Source organism: Massilia paldalensis (genome assembly GCF_044901715.1).
In the GTDB taxonomy this organism is placed as follows: Bacteria; Pseudomonadota; Gammaproteobacteria; order Burkholderiales; family Burkholderiaceae_D; genus Telluria; species Telluria paldalensis.
The window spans coordinates 50608-68744 of sequence record NZ_JBJCIU010000007.1 but is presented as its reverse complement, the minus strand read 5'-3'; the positions used below and the strand labels follow the sequence as shown (position 1 = coordinate 68744).

The 18137-nt window shown below is 66.3% G+C and carries 15 protein-coding genes; 8 read left to right on the top strand and 7 right to left on the bottom strand.

Annotated elements, in window-relative coordinates; all coding sequences use genetic code 11:
• Positions 1-62 precede the first annotated feature (62 nt).
• The gene (locus tag ACI1V7_RS25640) at positions 63-2381 is read left to right on the top strand and encodes a UvrD-helicase domain-containing protein (RefSeq protein ID WP_404534960.1); all 2319 of its coding nucleotides are present in this window, start codon (positions 63-65) and stop codon (positions 2379-2381) included.
• Positions 2382-2444: 63 nt separating this feature from the next.
• On the opposite strand, the gene ACI1V7_RS25635 is transcribed toward ACI1V7_RS25640, so the two are convergent.
• From ACI1V7_RS25635 to ACI1V7_RS25625, 3 genes are read right to left on the bottom strand one after another with little or no spacing between them, the layout of a single operon-like run.
• Entirely contained in the window at positions 2445-3215 is a 771-nt protein-coding gene (locus ACI1V7_RS25635) for a BPSS1780 family membrane protein (RefSeq protein WP_404534957.1), read from the bottom strand.
• A complete protein-coding gene (locus ACI1V7_RS25630; protein ID WP_404534955.1) occupies positions 3212-4171 on the bottom strand; it encodes a homoserine kinase in 960 nt (319 codons plus the stop codon). The genes ACI1V7_RS25635 and ACI1V7_RS25630 overlap by 4 nt, the downstream gene beginning before the upstream one ends.
• Before the next feature lie 59 nt (positions 4172-4230).
• Complete coding sequence (locus ACI1V7_RS25625; protein ID WP_404534953.1) at positions 4231-4665, bottom strand: hypothetical protein; 435 nt, start codon at positions 4663-4665, stop codon at positions 4231-4233.
• Between the two features lie 225 nt (positions 4666-4890).
• On the opposite strand from ACI1V7_RS25625, the gene polA reads away from it, so the two are divergent.
• Entirely contained in the window at positions 4891-7659 is a 2769-nt protein-coding gene (polA, locus tag ACI1V7_RS25620) for a DNA polymerase I (protein ID WP_404534950.1), read from the top strand.
• A gap of 83 nt (positions 7660-7742) precedes the next feature.
• Here polA and ACI1V7_RS25615 read toward each other — a convergent pair whose 3' ends face one another.
• A complete protein-coding gene (locus tag ACI1V7_RS25615; RefSeq protein ID WP_404534948.1) occupies positions 7743-8486 on the bottom strand; it encodes a PEP-CTERM sorting domain-containing protein in 744 nt (247 codons plus the stop codon).
• Positions 8487-8822: 336 nt separating this feature from the next.
• Between ACI1V7_RS25615 and ACI1V7_RS25610 the strand changes: the two genes are divergently transcribed.
• Complete coding sequence (locus tag ACI1V7_RS25610; RefSeq protein WP_404534945.1) at positions 8823-9524, top strand: ZIP family metal transporter; 702 nt, start codon at positions 8823-8825, stop codon at positions 9522-9524.
• A 117-nt stretch (positions 9525-9641) separates the two neighbouring features.
• On the top strand, positions 9642-9785 hold the full coding sequence (locus ACI1V7_RS25605) for a hypothetical protein (RefSeq protein ID WP_314540668.1): 144 nt from the start codon (positions 9642-9644) through the stop codon (positions 9783-9785).
• Between the two features lie 101 nt (positions 9786-9886).
• Here ACI1V7_RS25605 and ACI1V7_RS25600 read toward each other — a convergent pair whose 3' ends face one another.
• Genes ACI1V7_RS25600 through ACI1V7_RS25590 form a run of 3 tightly spaced genes read right to left on the bottom strand, consistent with a single transcriptional unit; the run spans position 9887 to position 12802 of the window.
• Entirely contained in the window at positions 9887-10756 is an 870-nt protein-coding gene (locus tag ACI1V7_RS25600; protein WP_404534943.1) for a sulfurtransferase, read from the bottom strand.
• 13 nt (positions 10757-10769) lie between these two features.
• On the bottom strand, positions 10770-11687 hold the full coding sequence (locus tag ACI1V7_RS25595; RefSeq protein ID WP_404534941.1) for a DMT family transporter: 918 nt from the start codon (positions 11685-11687) through the stop codon (positions 10770-10772).
• On the bottom strand, positions 11687-12802 hold the full coding sequence (locus ACI1V7_RS25590; protein ID WP_404534939.1) for an aromatic ring-hydroxylating oxygenase subunit alpha: 1116 nt from the start codon (positions 12800-12802) through the stop codon (positions 11687-11689). The genes ACI1V7_RS25595 and ACI1V7_RS25590 overlap by 1 nt, the downstream gene beginning before the upstream one ends.
• Positions 12803-13158: 356 nt before the next feature.
• Here ACI1V7_RS25590 and ACI1V7_RS25585 point away from each other — a divergent pair, with 356 nt between their 5' ends.
• Genes ACI1V7_RS25585 through ACI1V7_RS25570 form a run of 4 tightly spaced genes read left to right on the top strand, consistent with a single transcriptional unit; the run spans position 13159 to position 18135 of the window.
• Positions 13159-13422, top strand: coding sequence for an exodeoxyribonuclease VII small subunit (locus ACI1V7_RS25585; RefSeq protein ID WP_404534937.1), 264 nt, complete (start codon positions 13159-13161; stop codon positions 13420-13422).
• Positions 13419-14315 (top strand): polyprenyl synthetase family protein, encoded by an 897-nt coding sequence (locus tag ACI1V7_RS25580; RefSeq protein WP_404534934.1) that lies wholly within the window; start codon positions 13419-13421, stop codon positions 14313-14315. Before ACI1V7_RS25585 ends, ACI1V7_RS25580 begins: the two co-directional genes overlap by 4 nt.
• Entirely contained in the window at positions 14316-16184 is a 1869-nt protein-coding gene (gene dxs, locus ACI1V7_RS25575) for a 1-deoxy-D-xylulose-5-phosphate synthase (protein WP_404534932.1), read from the top strand.
• 40 nt (positions 16185-16224) lie between these two features.
• The gene (locus ACI1V7_RS25570) at positions 16225-18135 is read left to right on the top strand and encodes a PAS domain-containing hybrid sensor histidine kinase/response regulator (protein ID WP_404534929.1); all 1911 of its coding nucleotides are present in this window, start codon (positions 16225-16227) and stop codon (positions 18133-18135) included.
• Positions 18136-18137: the final 2 nt, after the last annotated feature.

The following is an 18137-nucleotide window of genomic DNA, read 5'->3' as shown; positions in this document are numbered from 1 at the left end:
ATAAACAGTAAAATTGCATCCGGGTGCCTGCCGGGCACCGCCCCCGACGGTATAATGGCCAGATGAATCTCCTCGACAACCTGAATCCCGAACAGCTTGCGGCCGTCACGCTGCCGTCCCAGAGTGCCCTGATCCTGGCGGGTGCCGGCTCCGGCAAGACCCGCGTCCTGACGACCCGCATCGCCTGGCTGATCCAGACGGGACAGGTGTCGCCGGCCGGCATCATGGCCGTGACCTTCACCAACAAGGCAGCCAAGGAAATGCTGGCGCGCTTGTCGACGATGCTGCCGATCAATACCCGTGCGATGTGGATCGGCACTTTCCACGGCCTGTGCAACCGCCTGCTGCGCACGCACCACCGCGACGCCGCGCTGCCGGCTTCGTTCCAGATCATGGATTCGCAGGACCAGTTGTCGATGATCAAGCGGATGTTGAAGGCGCTGAACGTCGACACGGAAAAGTTCCCGGCGAAGGACCTGATGTATTTCATCAACAACGCCAAGGACAACGGCCAGCGTGCCCATGACGTGGAAGCCTACGACCACGTGCAGAAGCGCATGGTCGAGCTGTACGAGCAGTACGACCAGCAGTGCCAGCGCGAGGGCGTCGTCGATTTCGCGGAACTGCTGCTGCGCGCCTACGAGCTGCTGCAGCGTAACCACCCGCTGCGCCAGCATTACCAGATGCGCTTCCGCCACATCCTCGTCGACGAGTTCCAGGATACCAATGACCTGCAGTACAACCTCCTGAAGCTGCTGGCCGGCTACAACGAACCGGCCGGCGGCGCCATCTTCGCCGTGGGCGACGACGACCAGAGCATCTATGCCTTCCGCGGCGCCAACGTGGGCAATATGCAGGCCTTCGAGCACGACTTCGAGGTCAAGAACCTGATCAAGCTGGAGCAGAACTACCGCTCGCACGGCCACATCCTCGACAGCGCCAACGTCCTCATCTCCAACAACGCCAAGCGCCTGGGCAAGAACCTGCGCACGGATGCGGGCCAGGGCGAGCAGGTGCGTGTGTACGAAGCCTCGTCCGACCTGGAAGAGGCGCAGTGGATCGTCGACGAAGCCAAGAGCCTGATGGCCGAGGGCATGCCGCGCAGCGAGATCGCCGTGCTGTACCGCTCCAACGCCCAGAGCCGCGTGCTGGAGCACGCGCTGTTCGCGGCCGGCCTGCCGTACACCGTGTACGGCGGCCTGCGCTACTTCCAGCGCGCCGAGGTCAAGCACGCCATCGCCTACCTGCAGCTGATGGACAATCCGCACAATGATTCCGCGTTCCTGCGCGTCGTGAACTTCCCCACGCGCGGCATCGGCGCGCGTTCGCTCGAGCAATTGCAGATGGCGGCCGAAAGCTACGGCGTGTCGCTGTACGCGGCCGTGCCGCACATGACGGGCAAGGCCGGCAGCTCGCTGTCCAATTTCGTCAAGCTGGTCGAGGGCGCGCGCTTCGAGACCCAGCAGCTGCCGCTGCCGGAAATGGTGCGCGTGGTGCTGGAACGCAGCGGCCTGCTGGCGCACTACGAGAACGAGAAGGAAGGCCAGGAACGCATCGAGAACTTGCAGCAGATGGTCGGCGCCGCCACCCAGTTCGTGCAGGAAGAGGGCTTCGGCGTGAACGCGCCGGCGCACCTGGGCCCGCAGGCGGCCGCCACCAGCGGCGACGCCATCGTGATGGCGGACGGCGTCGAACTGCTGGATGCGGATGCGCCGCTGACCACCGTGATGTCGCCGCTGTCGGCCTTCCTGTCGCATGCCTCGCTGGAGGCGGGCGACGCCCAGGCCCAGGCCGGCCAGGACGCCATGCAATTGATGACCGTGCACTCGGCCAAGGGCCTGGAATTCGACGCCGTGTTCATCACGGGCCTAGAAGAGGGCCTGTTCCCGCACGAGAGCAGCTCGCGCGAGATGGATGGCGTGGACGAGGAACGCCGGCTGATGTACGTGGCGATCACGCGCGCGCGCAAGCGTCTGTACATGAGCTTTACCCAGCAGCGCATGCTGCACGGCCAGACCCGCTTCAATATGAAGTCGCGCTTCTTCGACGAATTGCCGGAAGAAGCGATCAAGTGGCTGACGCCGCGCGTGCAGACCAACTGGTTCGCCGGCCGCAAGTCGACCACCGCCTGGGACGACGCCAATTTCCGCGAGGGCGGCGTCGACAACCAGATCGCCAAGCAGATCACGCAGAAGTCCAGCAATGCCAACGGCACCGGCTGGCGCATCGGCGAGTCGGTCAGCCATGCGCGCTTCGGCGAAGGCGTGATCGTGAATATCGAGGGGGGCGGGACCAATGCGCGCGCCCAGATCAATTTCGGCGCGGCGGGGATGAAGGTGCTGGATCTGTCGGTGGCCAAACTGGAGCGGATTGGCCGGTGAACGGAGATGGTGCGGGCTGAGCACCGGGGTCAGAGTCCAACCTTCAACACCGGACTCTGACCCCTAGGCGGCGACGGGACCTTTGTCGAGCGGCTTGCCGAAGATGGTCGTGTACCCCGCATACATCGCGCACTGCAGCAGCAGCACGAACAGGAAGATCAGCCACATGATCACGGCGCGGCCCACGGCCGCGTCGCCGAAGATCAGGGCGGCCAGGATGCACACGCCGAAGAAGATGGCGAACCACGAGGCCAGCATCACGATGAACGGCCCGGCCGCGCGCAGCACGGCGAAGAAGCTGTAGAAGGTGGCCTTGCCCGGCCCCATGTGCTTCCAGTAGGTCAGCGGCGCCACGAAGCACAGCGTCACCAGCACCACCGTATTGAGCACGAAGGTGCCGAAGATGCGCAGCAGGTGCGACAGCTCGACCTGGGGCGGCGCCTTGCCGGCGGCCGTGGCGGCGGCCATCTGCTGCAGGAATTCCGTCGGGACCGTGAAGCGCATCACCACCATCAGCACCAGCGACACGGCCAGGTAGACCAGGCCGGCCTTGCACAGCGGCGCCAGCACCGGCCGGCGGAAGCCCGTCAGCAGCACTTCCGGCGTGACCCGGTCGCCGTTCTCGATCATCAGGCAGGCGCGCATGAAGGCCATCGAGAACGACGGGATCAGGACGATCGCCAGCACGGGGCCCAGGACCGGCAGGGCGGACATGCCGATGCTGAACACGATGTTGGCGAAAAGCAGGATGGTCAGCGCCAGGGGTTGCTTGCGGAACAGGGCGCTGCCTTGTTTCAGCCATTCCCAGCCGGTGCTTGCGGGCAAGTTGTTCATGCGGTCAGGTCAGGTGCGGGGACAGCGATACGTTCGCGCAACACGCGTTCGAAGTGGGTCGGATCGTGCGGCGTCAGGAGTTCGGCGGCACGCGGTCGATACAGATCGTACAGGCGCGAGACCCAGAAGCGCAATGCCGCCGCGCGCAACATGGGCTGCCAGGCAACACGTTCGCCGTCCGTGAACGGCCGTACGGCGTGGTAGGCGCGTGTCAGGGCCTGCACGCGGGCCGGGTCGAGGCGGCCCGTGTCCAGGTCGATGCACCAGTCGTTGACGGTAACGGCCAGGTCGAACAGCCAGGCATCCCAGCCGGCGAAATAGAAGTCGAAGCAGCCGCTCAGGTGCTCGCCGACGAACATCACGTTATTGCGGAACAAGTCCGCATGCACGGGGCCGCGCGCCAGGTCCGCATAGGTCGTGCCAGCCGCGAATTCGCGCTGGAACGCTAGTTCGGACTGCAGCAGGGCGCCCGTTGCCGCATCCATCGACGGCAGCACCTTGGGAACGGTCTCGATCCACCAGTCCAGGCCGCGCAGGTTCGGCTGGCGCAGGCCGAAGTCCTGGCCGGCCAGGTGCATCCGGGCCAGCATGGTGCCCACCTCGGCGCAGTGCACGGGCTGCGGATCCATCTGCGAGCTGCCTTCGAGCTTGCTGACGATGGCGGCCGGCTTGCCGTGCAGGGCGACGACGAGCTCACCCGCGTCGTTCGGCACGGGCGCCGGCACGGGAATGCCGCGCTCGGCCAGGTGGCGCATCAGCTGCACGTAGAAGGGCAGTTGCTCGAAGTCGAGGTTTTCGAAGATGGTGAGGACGAACTCGCCGCGTTCCGTCGTGAGGAAAAAATTGCTGTTTTCGATGCCGCTCGAAATGCCGTCGAGTGCGAGGGCGCGGCCCAGGGGGAACTGCTTGATCCACTGGGACAGGTCGTCCAGTGTGACCGAAGTAAATACTGCCATCGTGGTAGGAATAGAGGGTCGCTGTCGCGGCCGCGCGCGGCGGCCGCCCGGTTGACGGTTTACTTCACTCCGGACCCGTTCGTGGCGGGCATGGGAGGAGGAGGCGGCACGTCGGCCGGGGTCGGGGTGGCGCTGTCGTTCGTGGCTTTGCGCTTGCCCGAAAAGTCGAATTCGCCCACTTTCCATTGCGGCGCGCGGATCGAGTTGGTCTGCGCGTTGCCTGGCTGGGCATTCGGTTTCATGTAGTAGTGGCTGCCGCCGGCAGTCACTTCGACTTCGGTGACCTGGCCGCCGTCGCGGGTTTCCTTGATCTCGGTGCCGCGTTTCGGCGGGATCGTGGTCGCCGGCACGTCGCTGCCCGGCTCGATGCGGTCGAGCCGCGGCGGCGCCTGGTTCGGCGCGGGCTGGCTGCCGGATTGCTGGGCCGCGGCCATGCCGGCCAGCGAAGCCAGCGACAGCGCGAGGAGGGCGGAACGGGAAATTGGTCGCAGCATGATGGTCACCTTTGTCGTTTAGTTCATTGTAACAAACAGCGCCGCTTCCCTGTGAAAAGTGTCGTTGCATCCCCATCTTGGAAGCAAGGTCATCATGCAGGCGCCAAGCCGGCCGCCGGCGTGCTTTTTGCCTTCCCGATTCTGCGATAATGGCGCACCATCTTGCAGCCACGGCGGCCATCGTTCGCCCCGTGACGGCGCCCCAACCAACAACACGTTTCCTCCATGGACAATACCCTGCTTCTCGTCGACGGTTCCAGCTATCTCTATCGCGCCTTCCACGCGCTGCCCGACCTGCGCAGCCCGGACGGCTACCCGACCGGCGCGATGCACGGCATGGTCAACATGCTGCGCCGCCTGCGCAACGACTTCCCGGCCGCCTACATCGCCTGCGTGTTCGATGCCAAGGGCAAGACCTTCCGCGACCACATGTACCCTGACTACAAGGCCACGCGCGCCTCGATGCCGGAAGACCTGTCCAAGCAGATCGAACCGATCCACGAAGTGGTGCGCCACCTGGGCTGGCCGATCCTGATGGTCGAAGGCGTGGAGGCCGACGACGTGATCGGCACGCTGGCCGTGCAGGCGACGGCGCGCGGCATGAACACGGTCGTCTCGACCGGCGACAAGGACCTGGCCCAGCTCGTCAACGACAAGGTCATGCTGATCAATACGATGAGCAACGAGAAGCTCGACGAGGCTGGCGTGATGGCCAAGTTCGGCGTGCCGCCGAACCGCATCATCGACTACCTGACCCTGATCGGCGACACCGTCGACAACATCCCGGGCGTGTCCAAGTGCGGCCCGAAGACGGCCGTCAAGTGGCTGACGCTGCACGGCTCCCTGGACGGCGTCATCGAGAACGCCGCCTCGATCGGCGGCGCCGTCGGCGCGAACCTGCAGGCCGCCCTGGAATGGCTGCCGAAGGGCCGCGAACTGATCACCGTGAAGACCGACTGCGACCTGGCCGCCCACGTGGTGTCGTTCGAGGAAACCCTGATCGGCCGGCCGGAAGACAAGGAGGCGCTGCGTGCCTTCTTCGAGCGCTACGGCTTCAAGACCATGCTGCGCGACCTGGGCCCGGGCAATGCTGCCAAGTACGGCATGCCGGGCGCGCAGGCTGCCGCGCCGGTGGCGCTGAATTCGCCGGAAGGCGCGGGCGACACGCAGGAAGGCATGCCGATCATCAAGGGCGAGTACGAGACCGTCACGACGATGGAGGCGCTGGAAAAATGGCTGGCCCTGATCGATGCGGCGGCATTGACCTCGGTGGACACCGAGACGACCTCGCTCGACCCCATGACGGCGGAAATGGTCGGCATCTCGCTATCCGTTGAGGCGGGCAAGGGCGCCTACATCCCGCTGGCGCACCGCTATGCCGGCGTGCCCGAGCAGCTCGACCGCGAGATGGTCCTGGAGCGCATGAAGCCGTGGCTGGAAAACCCGGACAAGCCCAAGCTGGGCCAGAACCTCAAGTACGACAGCCACATCTTCGAGAACCACGGCGTCAAGCTGCGCGGCATCGTGCACGACACGCTGCTGCAATCCTACGTGTTCGAATCGCACAAGCCGCACGACATGGACACGATGGCGCTGCGCCACCTGGGCTACACGACGATTCCCTTCGTCGACGTGTGCGGCAAGGGCGTCAACCAGATCTGCTTCGACCAGGTGGAGCTGGGACGCGCGACCGAGTACGCGGCCGAGGATTCGGACATCACGCTGCGCCTGCACCAGAAGATGATCGGCTATGTCGAAGGGGACGAGGGCTTGAACCGTATCTACCGCACGATCGAGCTGCCGACCTCCGTCGTGCTGCAGAAGATCGAGCGCAACGGCGTGCTGATCGACGCCGACCTGCTGGCCGTGCAATCGAACGAGCTGGCCGCGCGCATCATGGAACTGGAGCAGCAGGCGTACGAGATCGCCGGCGGTCCGTTCAACCTCGGTTCGCCGAAGCAGATCGGCGAGATCTTCTTCGGCAAGCTGCAGCTGCCCGTCATCAAGAAGACGGCGACCGGTGCGCCGTCCACGGACGAGGAAGTGCTGCAGAAGCTGGCGGAAGACTATCCGCTGCCGAAGGTGCTGCTGGAGCACCGTGGCCTGTCGAAGCTGAAGTCGACCTACACGGATAAACTGCCGAAGATGGTCAACCCGAAGACGGGCCGCGTGCACACCAACTACGCGCAGGCCGTGGCCATCACGGGCCGCCTCGCGTCGAGCGATCCGAACCTGCAGAACATCCCCGTGCGCAATGCCGAAGGACGCCGCATCCGCGAAGCCTTCGTCGCCGCGCCGGGCAACGTGATCGTGTCGGCCGACTACTCGCAGATCGAGCTGCGCATCATGGCGCACATCTCGGGCGACGAGGCGATGCTGCGCGCCTTCGCCGCGGGCGAGGACATCCACCGCGCCACCGCCGCCGAGATCTTCAACGTGGCCCCCGACGAGGTGCAGAGCGAGCAGCGCCGTTACGCCAAGGTGATCAACTTCGGCCTGATCTACGGCATGTCCGCCTTCGGCCTGGCCCAGAACCTGGGCATCGAGCGCGGCGCCGCCGGCAACTACATCGAGCGCTACTTCCAGCGCTTCGCGGGCGTGAAGCGCTACATGGACGAGACGCGCCTCGCGGCCAAGGAGCGCGGCTACGTCGAGACCGTGTTCGGCCGCCGCCTGTGGCTCCCGGAGATCAATTCGCCGAACGGCCCGCGCCGTGCCGGCGCCGAACGCGCGGCGATCAATGCGCCGATGCAGGGCACGGCCGCCGACCTGATCAAGCTGGCGATGATCGCCGTGCAGGACTGGATCGAACAGGAAAACCTGGGCACGCGCATGGTGATGCAGGTGCACGACGAACTGGTGCTCGAGGTGCCGGAAGGGGAGCTGGAATTGGTGAAGGCGAAGCTGCCGGAGCTGATGGCGGGCGTGGCCACGCTGAAGGTGCCGCTCGTGGCGGAGACGGGCGTGGGACGCAATTGGGAGGAAGCTCACTGAGCCAGCAATGGTGGGCACGTGGTGCCCACCCTACCGGCGCTTGACGTAGGGTGGGCATCACATGCCCACCATGCGCAGTCGAATCAAGCGATCCGGCGCCGCCGTCCCGCCAGCGCCAGCACCGCGACACCACCTACCAGCATGCCGTAGGTCGCCGGTTCCGGCACCGGCGCCGCATGCGATTCCGCCACCGCATAGGCATCCAGTGCCAGATAGCCGTTCACCCACTCGCCCTGCGACGCCGCCGATACCGTCAGCGTGTCGTGCAGCGTGCCGTCCGTGAGGTGGAAGCTCTGCATGAAACGTTCGCCGTCGTTGTAGCCGGGCAGCGATCCGTACAGCTCGGCCAGCGCGTTCGGCCAGGAGGCGCCCGGCTTCTCCGGCGTCGCCCACAGGTCGGCGTCGGCAAAGAAGTTTACCTGGGTGTGCGGCGACAGGATGAAGCGGAAGCTGCGGTTGGCGCTCACGTAGCCGTAGCCGCTGTGGACCGTCAGCAGCACATTGGCCGCATCCGGCTGCGCGTTCGCCTGCATGCTGGCGTAGCCGTTGTCGAAGCCGGTCGTGCCGTAGCGGTCGATGCGCACGCCGTCGATCTCGTTGCCTTCCTGGTCGTAGATGCTGGCATAGGACTGGGTGGCATAGCTGTTCATGCCGATCCAGGGCGTGATGCCGTCGTCCGGCGTCAGGTCGACCAGCTCCCAGCGCAGCTGGCCGACGGAAACACCGGCCAGTTGCTGCGCACCGGCCGTGCCGGCGCTGCCGATGCCGCCGGCGAGGAGGGCGGCCGCCAGGACGTGCTTCACGCTCATCTTCATATTGATGCTCATGTTCTCTCCAGTAGTGGGTGAGACACGCACTCTAGGAGATGGCGCGGACCCGGCTTTATGTGGCATCAATGGACGCGGGGCATGGACGCGCTGCCCACGCCGGCATCAAACGAGCGCTGCTAAAATGGCAAGTCTTCGCGGGATCGCGGAGGCCTCGGCGTCACGACCTTGCATGATTGCACGAGCGCACGCCGGTGAAGGTACAATGCCCGGTTTGCGCCGCTATCCCGGCGTGCCTGCATCACGCATAAGAAGAGGCTTCACATCGACCCGATTCTCATCTCCATCCTGCTGGCCACCGGCCTGGCCGGCGTCGTCAGCATCACGGCCGCCGCGGTGTTCTCGTTTACCCTGCTGTCGAAGGTCGTCGAGCGCATGGTCAGCCTGTCGGTGGGCATCATGCTCTCGACTTCGCTGCTGCACGCGCTGCCGGAAGCGTTCGAGTCGAAGGCCGACCCGCACAAGCTGTTCGCCACGCTGCTGGGCGGCCTGCTGGCCTTCTTCCTGCTGGAGAAGGTGGCGCTCCTGCGCCATTCGCACTGCCACGAGGGCGACGGCCACCGCCACGCCCATGGTCACGACGCGATGCAGGCGGGCAAGGCGGGCTGGATGATCCTGATCGGCGACGGCATGCACAACTTCACGGACGGCATCCTGATCGCGGCGGCGTTTCTCGCCAATCCGGAGCTGGGCATCGTCACGGGCGTGGCCATCATCGCCCACGAGATCCCGCAGGAAATCGGCGACTTCATCGTGCTGCTCAACGCCGGCTTCTCGCGCGTGCGCGCCTATGTGTTCAACCTGCTGTGCAGCCTGCTGGCCGTGGCTGGCGGCCTGCTCGGCTACTACACGCTGGACAAGGCCAGCGACCTGATTCCCTACGTACTGGTGTTCGCGTCCTCGGGCTTCATCTACATCGCCGTGAGCGACCTGATGCCGCAGATGCAGCGCCGCGCCACCGTGCGCGAATCGATTCCGCAGGTGCTCCTGATCGCCGTCGGCGTGGGCGTGGTGTTGCTCCTGACGCATGGGCACTGAGAGCACTGAGACCCGCTGATGCTCGTCAGGCCGGCCTCGCGTGGTTGTTGTGCGACAGGATTGACAAGTTTACTGGTTGCAACCTATGCTGGGGCCGTTACCTGGACGGAGGCAAGCATGGACGGGCTGGTCGATCGAGTGGTTGGGGCATTGCGGCAGAAACCGATGCGTTTCGGTTACGTATTGGCTGTCCTGCTGGTGTCCGTGGTGCTGTTCTCGCTGGCGGACTTCCTGCCGGCGCCGTATGCGATCAGTCGCTGACTGAAAACAGGTGTCGTCCCCGCGCAGGCGGGGACCCAATTTCCTTGACACGCCAAAAATTGGGCCCCTGCCAAGGCGGCCGGCGAGGTCAGGGGCGACGGTCAGGCCGCGCCGGTCTTCACCGGACGCGCCGGGTCTGCGCTCCACTCGCTCCATGAACCCGGATACAGGCTGGCGCCCCGCATGCCGGCCACTTCCAGCGCCAGCAGGTTGTGACAGGCCGTTACGCCCGAGCCGCACTGCATGATGGCATCCTTCGGATCACCGACCGCCGTTTCCCACTCCGTCCGCAGCTGCTCCGGCGTCTTGAAGCGTCCGTCCGCCTGCAGGTTGTCCTTGAAGAAGCGGTTCTTCGCGCCCGGGATGTGGCCGCCGACCGGATCGATGGTCTCGTTCTCGCCGCGGAAACGGTCCGGTGCCCGTGCATCGACGATCGTCCGGCCGCCGTGATCGGCGCGATGTTCCACGTCATGCAGGATGTCGTTCACGTCCACGGTCGTCACGAGTGCGTCGCGTGGCGCGATATTGCCGCGCTCGCGCGGCGGCGACGCTTCCATCACCAGCGGCTGTCCCGCCGCCTGCCAGGACGGCAGGCCGCCATCCAGCACGGCCACGGCCTCGTGGCCGACCCAGCGCAGCATCCACCACAGGCGCGCGGCGAACATGCCACCGTGGGCATCGTAGGCCACGACCTGGCTGTCGTCGTTCACGCCCAGGCCGCGCAGCAGTTCGATGAAGGCTTCCTTTTCCGGCAGCGGGTGGCGGCCGCGGAAGGCGCCGTCGGCGCCGCGCTTGGCGCCCGATAGTTCCGTCTCGACGTCGGCGAAGGCGGCGTGCGGGATGTGGCCGGCGTCGTAGGCGGCGCGGCCGGCGCCGAGGTTGACGAGGTCGTGGCGGCAGTCGACGATCACCCACTTCGGATCGTCGATGTGGGCGGCCAGGGCCGCGGCTTCGATCAGGGTCGTGTACATGCTGGGGTTCTCCTCAGGCTTCGCTGGCGATGGGATCGGTATCCTTGACGACGGCGCCGCGCGCCGTGCGCCTCGTATTGTAGAACGTCGCCGCCATGCCCGAGCACAGGATCACGGCCATGCCCGTCCAGACGTGCCAGTCGAAGCGGTCGTTCCACAAGAACATGCTCCACAGGCTGGAGAACACGATGCCCGTGTACTGCAGGTTGGCGATCACGAGGACCTTGCCGACGCGGTAGGCGCGCGTCATCGCGATCTGCGCCAGCAGGGCGGGAATGCCGATCGCCAGCAGCAGGGCGGCGCCCTTCGGGGTCACGGCGTGGAACGGCGTCGCGACGCCGTTCTCGAACGGCGCGCCGATCAGGCCCGCCACTGCCATCGTCGCGGAAAAATAGAACACCACGCGGTATTCCGGCTCGCCCATCTGGCCCAGCCGGCGCACCTGCATATAGGCCATCGCGGCGACCACCGACGAGCCGATGGCGACCACGCCGCCCAGCCACTGGTTGGTGGCCACGGCCGGCTGCAGCACCAGCGTGACGCCGACGAAGCTCATCGCCACCGCCAACACGAGCGGCCATTCGGGAATGTCCTTGCCCTTCCACCAGCCGGACGCCAGCATCCAGACGGACAGCCAGATCGGCGCCATGTAGTTGAGGGTGACGGCGGTCGCCAGCGGCAGGGCGGAGATGGCGTAGAACCACAGCCACAGCGAGACGACGCCGACGATGCTGCGCCACAGGTGCTCTTTCGGGAAGGCGGTACGGAGGGTCCCGCCCTGTAGGCGGATCGCGGGCAGCAGCAGCAGCGTGCCGATGATCCCGCGGTACATCACGATCTCCGAGGTGGAGAAGAGGGAGGAAGCCAGCTTCACGCCCGCGCCCATGGCTGCGAACATGAAGCTGGCGAACAGCATCCAGAGCGCCGGCATCAGGCTCCCGGCGGAATGTCGCCGAACTTGCCGCGGTACCACTCGTGGAAGTGCTGCATGCCGTCTTCCATCGGCGACTGGTACGGGCCCGCCTCGGTCACGCCGCGTTCCATCAGGATCCTGCGGCCGGCATCCATGCGCAGGGCGATCTCGTCGTCCTCGACGCAGGTCTCCATATAGGCCGCGCGCTCGGCTTCCACGAACTCGCGCTCGAACAGCACGATCTCTTCCGGATAGTAGAACTCGACCACGTTGCGGGTCTTCTGCGGACCCAGGGGCCACAGCGTCGACACCACCAGCACGTTCGGGTACCACTCGACCATGATGTTCGGATACAGCGTCAGCCAGATGGCGCCGTACTTCGGGGCCTGGCCGTTGTTGAACTTCAGGACCGCTTCCTGCCACTTCTTGTACGCCGGCGAGCCGGACTTCTGCAGGCCGCGGTGCACGCCCACGGTCTGGACGCTGTAGTCCGGACCGAATTCCCAGCGCAGGTCGTCGCAGCTGACGAAGTTGCCCAGGCCCGGGTGGAAGGGCTCGACGTGGTAGTCCTCCAGGTAGACCTCGATGAAGGTCTTCCAGTTGTAGTCGCAGTCGTGCACCTCGACGTGGTCGAACATATAGCCCGAGAAGTCCAGGTCCTTCGTCACCGACAGGGTACGCAGCTTGTCCATCACGTCATAGCCGTTCTGTTCGAACAGCAGGCCGTTCCAGCTTTGCAGCGGGGTCGTCGACAGGTTCAGGCAGGGCGTGTCCGCAAAGTGCGGCGCGCCGATCAGCTGGCCCTTCAGGTCATAGGTCCAGCGGTGCAGCGGGCACACGATGTTGTTGCTGTTGCCGCGGCCATTGAACATCAGGGCCTGGCGGTGGCGGCATACGTTGGACATCAGTTCAATGCCTTGCGCGTTGCGCACCAGCATGCGACCTTCGTTCTCCGATTTCAGGGTGGCGAAATCGCCCTTTTCGGGCACCATCAGCTCGTGGCCGACGTAGCGCGGCCCCTTCAGAAACATTTGCTGCATTTCGCGCTGCAGCAGCGCTTCGTCGAAGTAGACATTTACCGGAAGCTGCGCGTGCGAACGCGCCAGCTTGGCGTGGGTAGCCAGATCGGACATCCCAACCCCCCTTTAATCACATTCACCAAAAGAAGAGAAAGAATCCGAGAACCGATATTTTTAAAGAGCGGAATACGGTATTTCGGAGACAGAACCGGAGATTATAGCCCGTAAAGGGTAGGCTAGTCTCGGGCTCGCTCGAGATTGTGGTGCCGGCGCGCGCAAAAATTGTTCGAATAGCATGGTTTGGCGGGGACGCTCGGCGCTTTGCGATAAAATGTGTCCTTGCTTGCAAGCTGAGGGCGTGACGTGCGCCGTCATGCGGGGGTGGGTTGTTTTACAATAAGCGGTTAGACTGGCAGGTGGCGCACCGGTTGCAAGCGTACTGCCATGCCCCCGAATCAATCAAAAACATTATGCCAAAGAAAACAAACGCGGAGAGCACCGACGCGGCTGCGAATCCGCCGGAAAACTTCGAGCAGGCGATGGCCGAACTGGCCCAACTCGTCACCCAGATGGAAGGCGGGCAATTGCCGTTGGAAGCTTCCGTCGCCGCGTATGCGCGCGGTTCCGAACTGGTGCGCTACTGCGCGGCCCAGCTCGAGAAAGTCGAGGCGCAAGTGAAGGTGCTGGAAGGCGAGATGCTCAAGCCCTTCAGCACGGAAGGAGAGGACGAATGAGCGCCTCCCTGCCTTTCGCGGACTGGATGAAGACCGTGCAGGCCGATACCGAGGCGGCGCTCGATCGCTTCCTGCCGGCCGCCACGCAGGAACCGGCCAAGCTGCACGACGCCATGCGCTACACGACGCTGGGCGGCGGCAAGCGCGTGCGTCCGCTGCTGGCGCATGCGAGCGGTGAACTGTTCGGCGCCCCGGCGGACGCGGTCGCGCGCGCCGCCAGCGCCGTCGAGATGATCCACGTGTATTCCCTCGTGCACGACGACATGCCGTGCATGGATGACGACGCCCTGCGCCGCGGCAAGCCGACGGTGCACGTCGCCTACGACGAAGCGACCGCGTTGCTGGTCGGCGACGCGCTGCAGGCGCGCGCCTTCGACGTGCTGGCCGGCGCCACGGACGTGCCGCCGGCGCGCCTGGTGACGATGCTGCGCCTGCTGGCCGAAGCGGCCGGTTCGGCCGGCATGTGCGGCGGCCAGGCGATCGACCTGGACAGCGTGGGCGTCGCGCTGACGCTGGAACAGCTCGAGCGCATGCACCAGCTCAAGACGGGCGCCATGCTGCGCGTGTCGGTGCTGCTGGGCGCCCTGGCGGGCAGCGACCTGGGTCCGGCCCAGCTGGAAGCCCTGGACGCCTACGCGAAAGCCATCGGCCTCGCGTTCCAGGTCGTCGACGACGTGCTCGACGCCACCGAGGACTCGGCCACGCTGGGCAAGACGGCGGGCAAGGACGCGGCGGCGAACAAGCCGACCTATGTGTCGATCCTGGGCCTGGAGCCCTCGAAGGCACTGGCGGAACAACTGCGGCGGCAAGCGCACGAAGCGCTGGCCCCGTTCGGAGAACAAGCACTGCGGCTGCGCGAACTGGCCGACCTGATCGTGCAGCGGAAGGCATAAATGAACCTGCTAGAGACCATCAACGACCCCGCCGACCTGCGCAAGCTGCCGCGTACCCAGCTCACCCCGCTGGCCCACGAATTGCGCAGCTACCTGCTCGACTCGGTATCCAAGACCGGCGGCCACCTGTCGTCCAACCTCGGCACCGTCGAGCTGACGATCGCGCTGCACTACGTGTTCGACACCCCGTACGACCGCATCGTCTGGGACGTCGGCCACCAGACCTACTCGCACAAGATCCTCACGGGCCGGCGCGAGCGCATGCCCACGCTGCGCCAGCACAACGGCCTGTCGGGCTTCCCCAAGCGCGACGAGAGCGAGTACGACACCTTCGGCACCGCGCACTCGTCGACCTCGATCTCGGCGGCGCTGGGCATGGCGCAGGCGGCCCGGATCAAGGGCGAGAAACGCAAGGCCATCGCCGTCATCGGCGACGGCTCCATGACCGCCGGCATGGCCTTCGAGGCCCTGAACAATGCGGGCGTCGAGGAGGATTGCGACCTGCTCGTGGTCCTGAACGACAACGACATGTCCATTTCGCCGCCAGTGGGAGCGCTGAACCGCTACCTGGCGCGCCTGATGTCGGGCCAGTTCTACGCGGCCGCCAAGAACGTCGGCAAGTCGATGCTGCCGGCCCCGATGCTGGAACTGGCGAAGAAGCTGGAAGAACACGCGAAGGGCATGGTGGTCCCGGCCACGATGTTCGAGGAATTCGGCTTCAACTACATCGGCCCGATCGACGGCCACGACCTCGATTCGCTGATCCCGACACTGGAAAACATCAAGAAGCTCAAGGGCCCGCAATTCCTGCACGTGGTCACCAAGAAGGGCCAGGGCTACAAGCTGGCCGAGGCCGAGCCGATCCTGTACCACGGCACCGGCAAGTTCAACCCGAGCGAAGGCATCAAGCCGGCCAAGGCGTCCAAGATCACCTACACCGAGGTGTTCGGCAACTGGCTGTGCGACATGGCCGCCGCCGACAAGCGCCTGGTCGGCATCACGCCGGCGATGCGCGAGGGTTCCGGCATGGTGCGCTTCCACCAGGAATACCCGGAGCGCTACTTCGACGTCGGCATCGCCGAGCAGCACTCGGTGACCTTCGGCGCCGGCCTCGCCACCGAGGGCATGAAGCCGGTCGTGGCGATCTATTCGACTTTCCTGCAGCGCGGCTACGACCAGCTGATCCACGACGTGGCCCTGCAGAACCTGGACGTGACCTTCGCGCTGGACCGCGCCGGCATCGTGGGTGCCGACGGCGCCACCCATGCGGGCAACTACGACCTGGCCTACCTGCGCTGCATCCCGAACATGGTCGTGATGGCGCCGTCGGACGAGAACGAGTGCCGCACCATGCTGACCACGGCCTTCCACTACCCGGGCCCGGCCGCCGTGCGCTACCCGCGCGGCGCCGGCGTCGGCGCGGCCCTGGAGACGGCGCTGAACACCGTGGACATCGGCAAGGGCGTCGTCAAGCGCGAAGGCAAGGGCGTCGCGATCCTCGCCTTCGGTTCGATGGTGGCGCCGAGCCTGGCCGCCGCCGGCGAGCTGGACGCCACCGTGGCCGACATGCGTTTCGTGAAGCCGCTGGACGTGGAACTGGTCAAGCGCCTGGCGCAGGAGCACGACTACCTGGTCACGGTGGAAGAGGGCTGCACGATGGGCGGCGCCGGTTCGGCCGTGGCCGAGGCGCTGGCCGCGGAAGGCATCGCCAAGCCCCTGCTGATCTTGGGCCTGCCGGACCGCTTCATCGACCATGGCGACCCGGCGCTGCTGCTGGCCTCCGTGGGCCTGGACGCGGCGGGCATCGCCAAGTCGATCCGCGAGCGCTTCGGCATCAAGGGTGCACGGCTGGTGGTGAACAATACCTGACGCAAACCCAGGCGCAACCTTCCGGACGTCGACGCCAACGATGCTCTCGCCAGCCCTGTTCGAGTCGGTCTTCAACAGCTCCCCGAGCGGCAACTACCTGTTGTCGCCGACGCCGGAAGCGATCATCCTCGCGGTCAACGACACCTTCCTGAAGGCGTCGGCCCGCACCCGCGAGGAGCTGGTCGGCACCAGCCTGTTCGTGGCCTTCCCGGGCAATCCCGACGATGCCGAGGACACGGGCGAAACCGATCTGCGGCGTTCGCTCGCGCACGTCCTCGCGACCGGCGAGACGCATACGCTGCCGGCCTGCCGCTATCCCATTCCCGTGACGCTGCCCAGCGGCGAGGTCGTCTTCGAGGAGCGCTTCTGGGATGCGACCAGCACGCCGATCGTCGGCAGCGACGGCCGCATCGAATGCATCCTGCACACCAACAAGGACGTCACGGAGCAGGTGCGCTCGACCGGGGCGCTGCGCGAGAGCGAAGGCCGCTTGCGCGCGCTGACGGAAGCCACGACCGACGTCATCTACCGCATGAGCCCCGACTGGAGCCAGCTGCGCGCGCTCGAAGGGCGCGGCTTCCTGCGCGACACCCTCGACCCCAACCATTTCTGGCTGGACGACTACATCCCGGCCGAGGACCAGGGTGCGCTGCACGCCGCCATCGCCAGGGCGATCCGCGAGAAAGCGATGTTCGAGCTCGAGCACCGCGTGCGCCGCATCGACGGCGGCCATGGCTGGACGCTGTCGCGCGCCGTGCCCATGCTGGACAAGGACGGCGAGATCAAGGAGTGGATCGGCACCGCCAGCGACATCACGGAACGCAAGCTGGCCGAGGAAAAGCTGAAGGAGTCGGACCGCCGCAAGGACGAATTCCTGGCGATGCTCGCGCACGAGCTGCGCAACCCGTTGGCGCCGATCGGCGCGGCGGCGCAGCTGCTGCAGCGCGCCCAGCTCGACGAAGCGATGGTGCGCAAGACCAGCCGCATCGTCGGCCGCCAGGTGGCCCACATGACGGGCCTGATCGACGACCTGCTGGACGTGTCGCGCGTCACGCGCGGCCTGGTGGAGCTGGAATGCGACACGCTCGACGTGCGCGACGTCATCGCCGACGCGGTCGAGCAGGCGACGCCGCTGGTGCAGGCGCGGCGCCAGCGCCTGTCGGTGCAGGTGCCGCAGCAGGCCGCCTTCCTGCAGGGCGACGGCAAGCGCCTGGTGCAGGTCATCGCGAACATCCTCAACAACGCCGCCAAGTACACGCAGGAAGGCGGTGACATCGCCCTCTACGCCGCCGTGAACGACGGCGAGGTGGCGATCGCGGTGCGCGACAACGGCATCGGCATGGCGCCGGAGCTGGTGGCGCGCGCCTTCGACCTGTTCGCGCAGGCCGAGCGCACGTCGGACCGCACCTCGGGCGGCCTGGGCCTGGGCCTGGCGCTGGTCCGTAGCCTGGTCGAGCTGCATGGCGGCCGGGTGGCGTGCGACAGCGCGGGCATCGGCAAGGGCAGCCGCTTCACGGTGACCCTGCCGTGCCTGCCGGCGGCGCCGCAGGACACGGGCGGGCCGGGCACGGACGGCGCCGCGGCGCACGGCGGCGGCACGCGCATCATGGTGGTCGACGACAACGTCGATGCGGCCGCCACGCTGGCCATGCTGCTGGAAGCGTCCGGCCACGAGGTCAGCATCGAGCACGACCCGTACCGCGCGCTGGAGCATGCGCGCGCCGACCGTCCCGCGGTGTGCCTGCTCGACATCGGCCTGCCGGGCATGGACGGCATCGAGCTGGCGCGGCGCCTGCGCGCCCAGCCCGCGACGCAGGACGCCATGCTGGTCGCCATCACCGGGTACGGCCAGGACAGCGACCGCCAGCGTGCGCTGGACGCCGGCTTCGACCATTACCTCGTCAAGCCGGTCGACCTCGATGTCCTGTACCGCCTGCTGGCGAAGAAGTAGGG

Coding starts and splice junctions, on each gene's coding strand:
- ACI1V7_RS25625 (WP_404534953.1), bottom strand. CDS start 4,665: ATGCTGCGACCAATTTCCCGTTCCGCCCTCCTCGCGCTGTCGCTGGCT.
- ACI1V7_RS25640 (WP_404534960.1), top strand. CDS start 63: ATGAATCTCCTCGACAACCTGAATCCCGAACAGCTTGCGGCCGTCACG.
- ACI1V7_RS25615 (WP_404534948.1), bottom strand. CDS start 8,486: ATGAGCATCAATATGAAGATGAGCGTGAAGCACGTCCTGGCGGCCGCC.
- ACI1V7_RS25585 (WP_404534937.1), top strand. CDS start 13,159: ATGCCAAAGAAAACAAACGCGGAGAGCACCGACGCGGCTGCGAATCCG.
- ACI1V7_RS25580 (WP_404534934.1), top strand. CDS start 13,419: ATGAGCGCCTCCCTGCCTTTCGCGGACTGGATGAAGACCGTGCAGGCC.
- ACI1V7_RS25605 (WP_314540668.1), top strand. CDS start 9,642: ATGGACGGGCTGGTCGATCGAGTGGTTGGGGCATTGCGGCAGAAACCG.
- ACI1V7_RS25630 (WP_404534955.1), bottom strand. CDS start 4,171: ATGGCAGTATTTACTTCGGTCACACTGGACGACCTGTCCCAGTGGATC.
- ACI1V7_RS25635 (WP_404534957.1), bottom strand. CDS start 3,215: ATGAACAACTTGCCCGCAAGCACCGGCTGGGAATGGCTGAAACAAGGC.
- polA (WP_404534950.1), top strand. CDS start 4,891: ATGGACAATACCCTGCTTCTCGTCGACGGTTCCAGCTATCTCTATCGC.
- ACI1V7_RS25590 (WP_404534939.1), bottom strand. CDS start 12,802: ATGTCCGATCTGGCTACCCACGCCAAGCTGGCGCGTTCGCACGCGCAG.
- ACI1V7_RS25595 (WP_404534941.1), bottom strand. CDS start 11,687: ATGCCGGCGCTCTGGATGCTGTTCGCCAGCTTCATGTTCGCAGCCATG.
- dxs (WP_404534932.1), top strand. CDS start 14,316: ATGAACCTGCTAGAGACCATCAACGACCCCGCCGACCTGCGCAAGCTG.
- ACI1V7_RS25600 (WP_404534943.1), bottom strand. CDS start 10,756: ATGTACACGACCCTGATCGAAGCCGCGGCCCTGGCCGCCCACATCGAC.
- ACI1V7_RS25570 (WP_404534929.1), top strand. CDS start 16,225: ATGCTCTCGCCAGCCCTGTTCGAGTCGGTCTTCAACAGCTCCCCGAGC.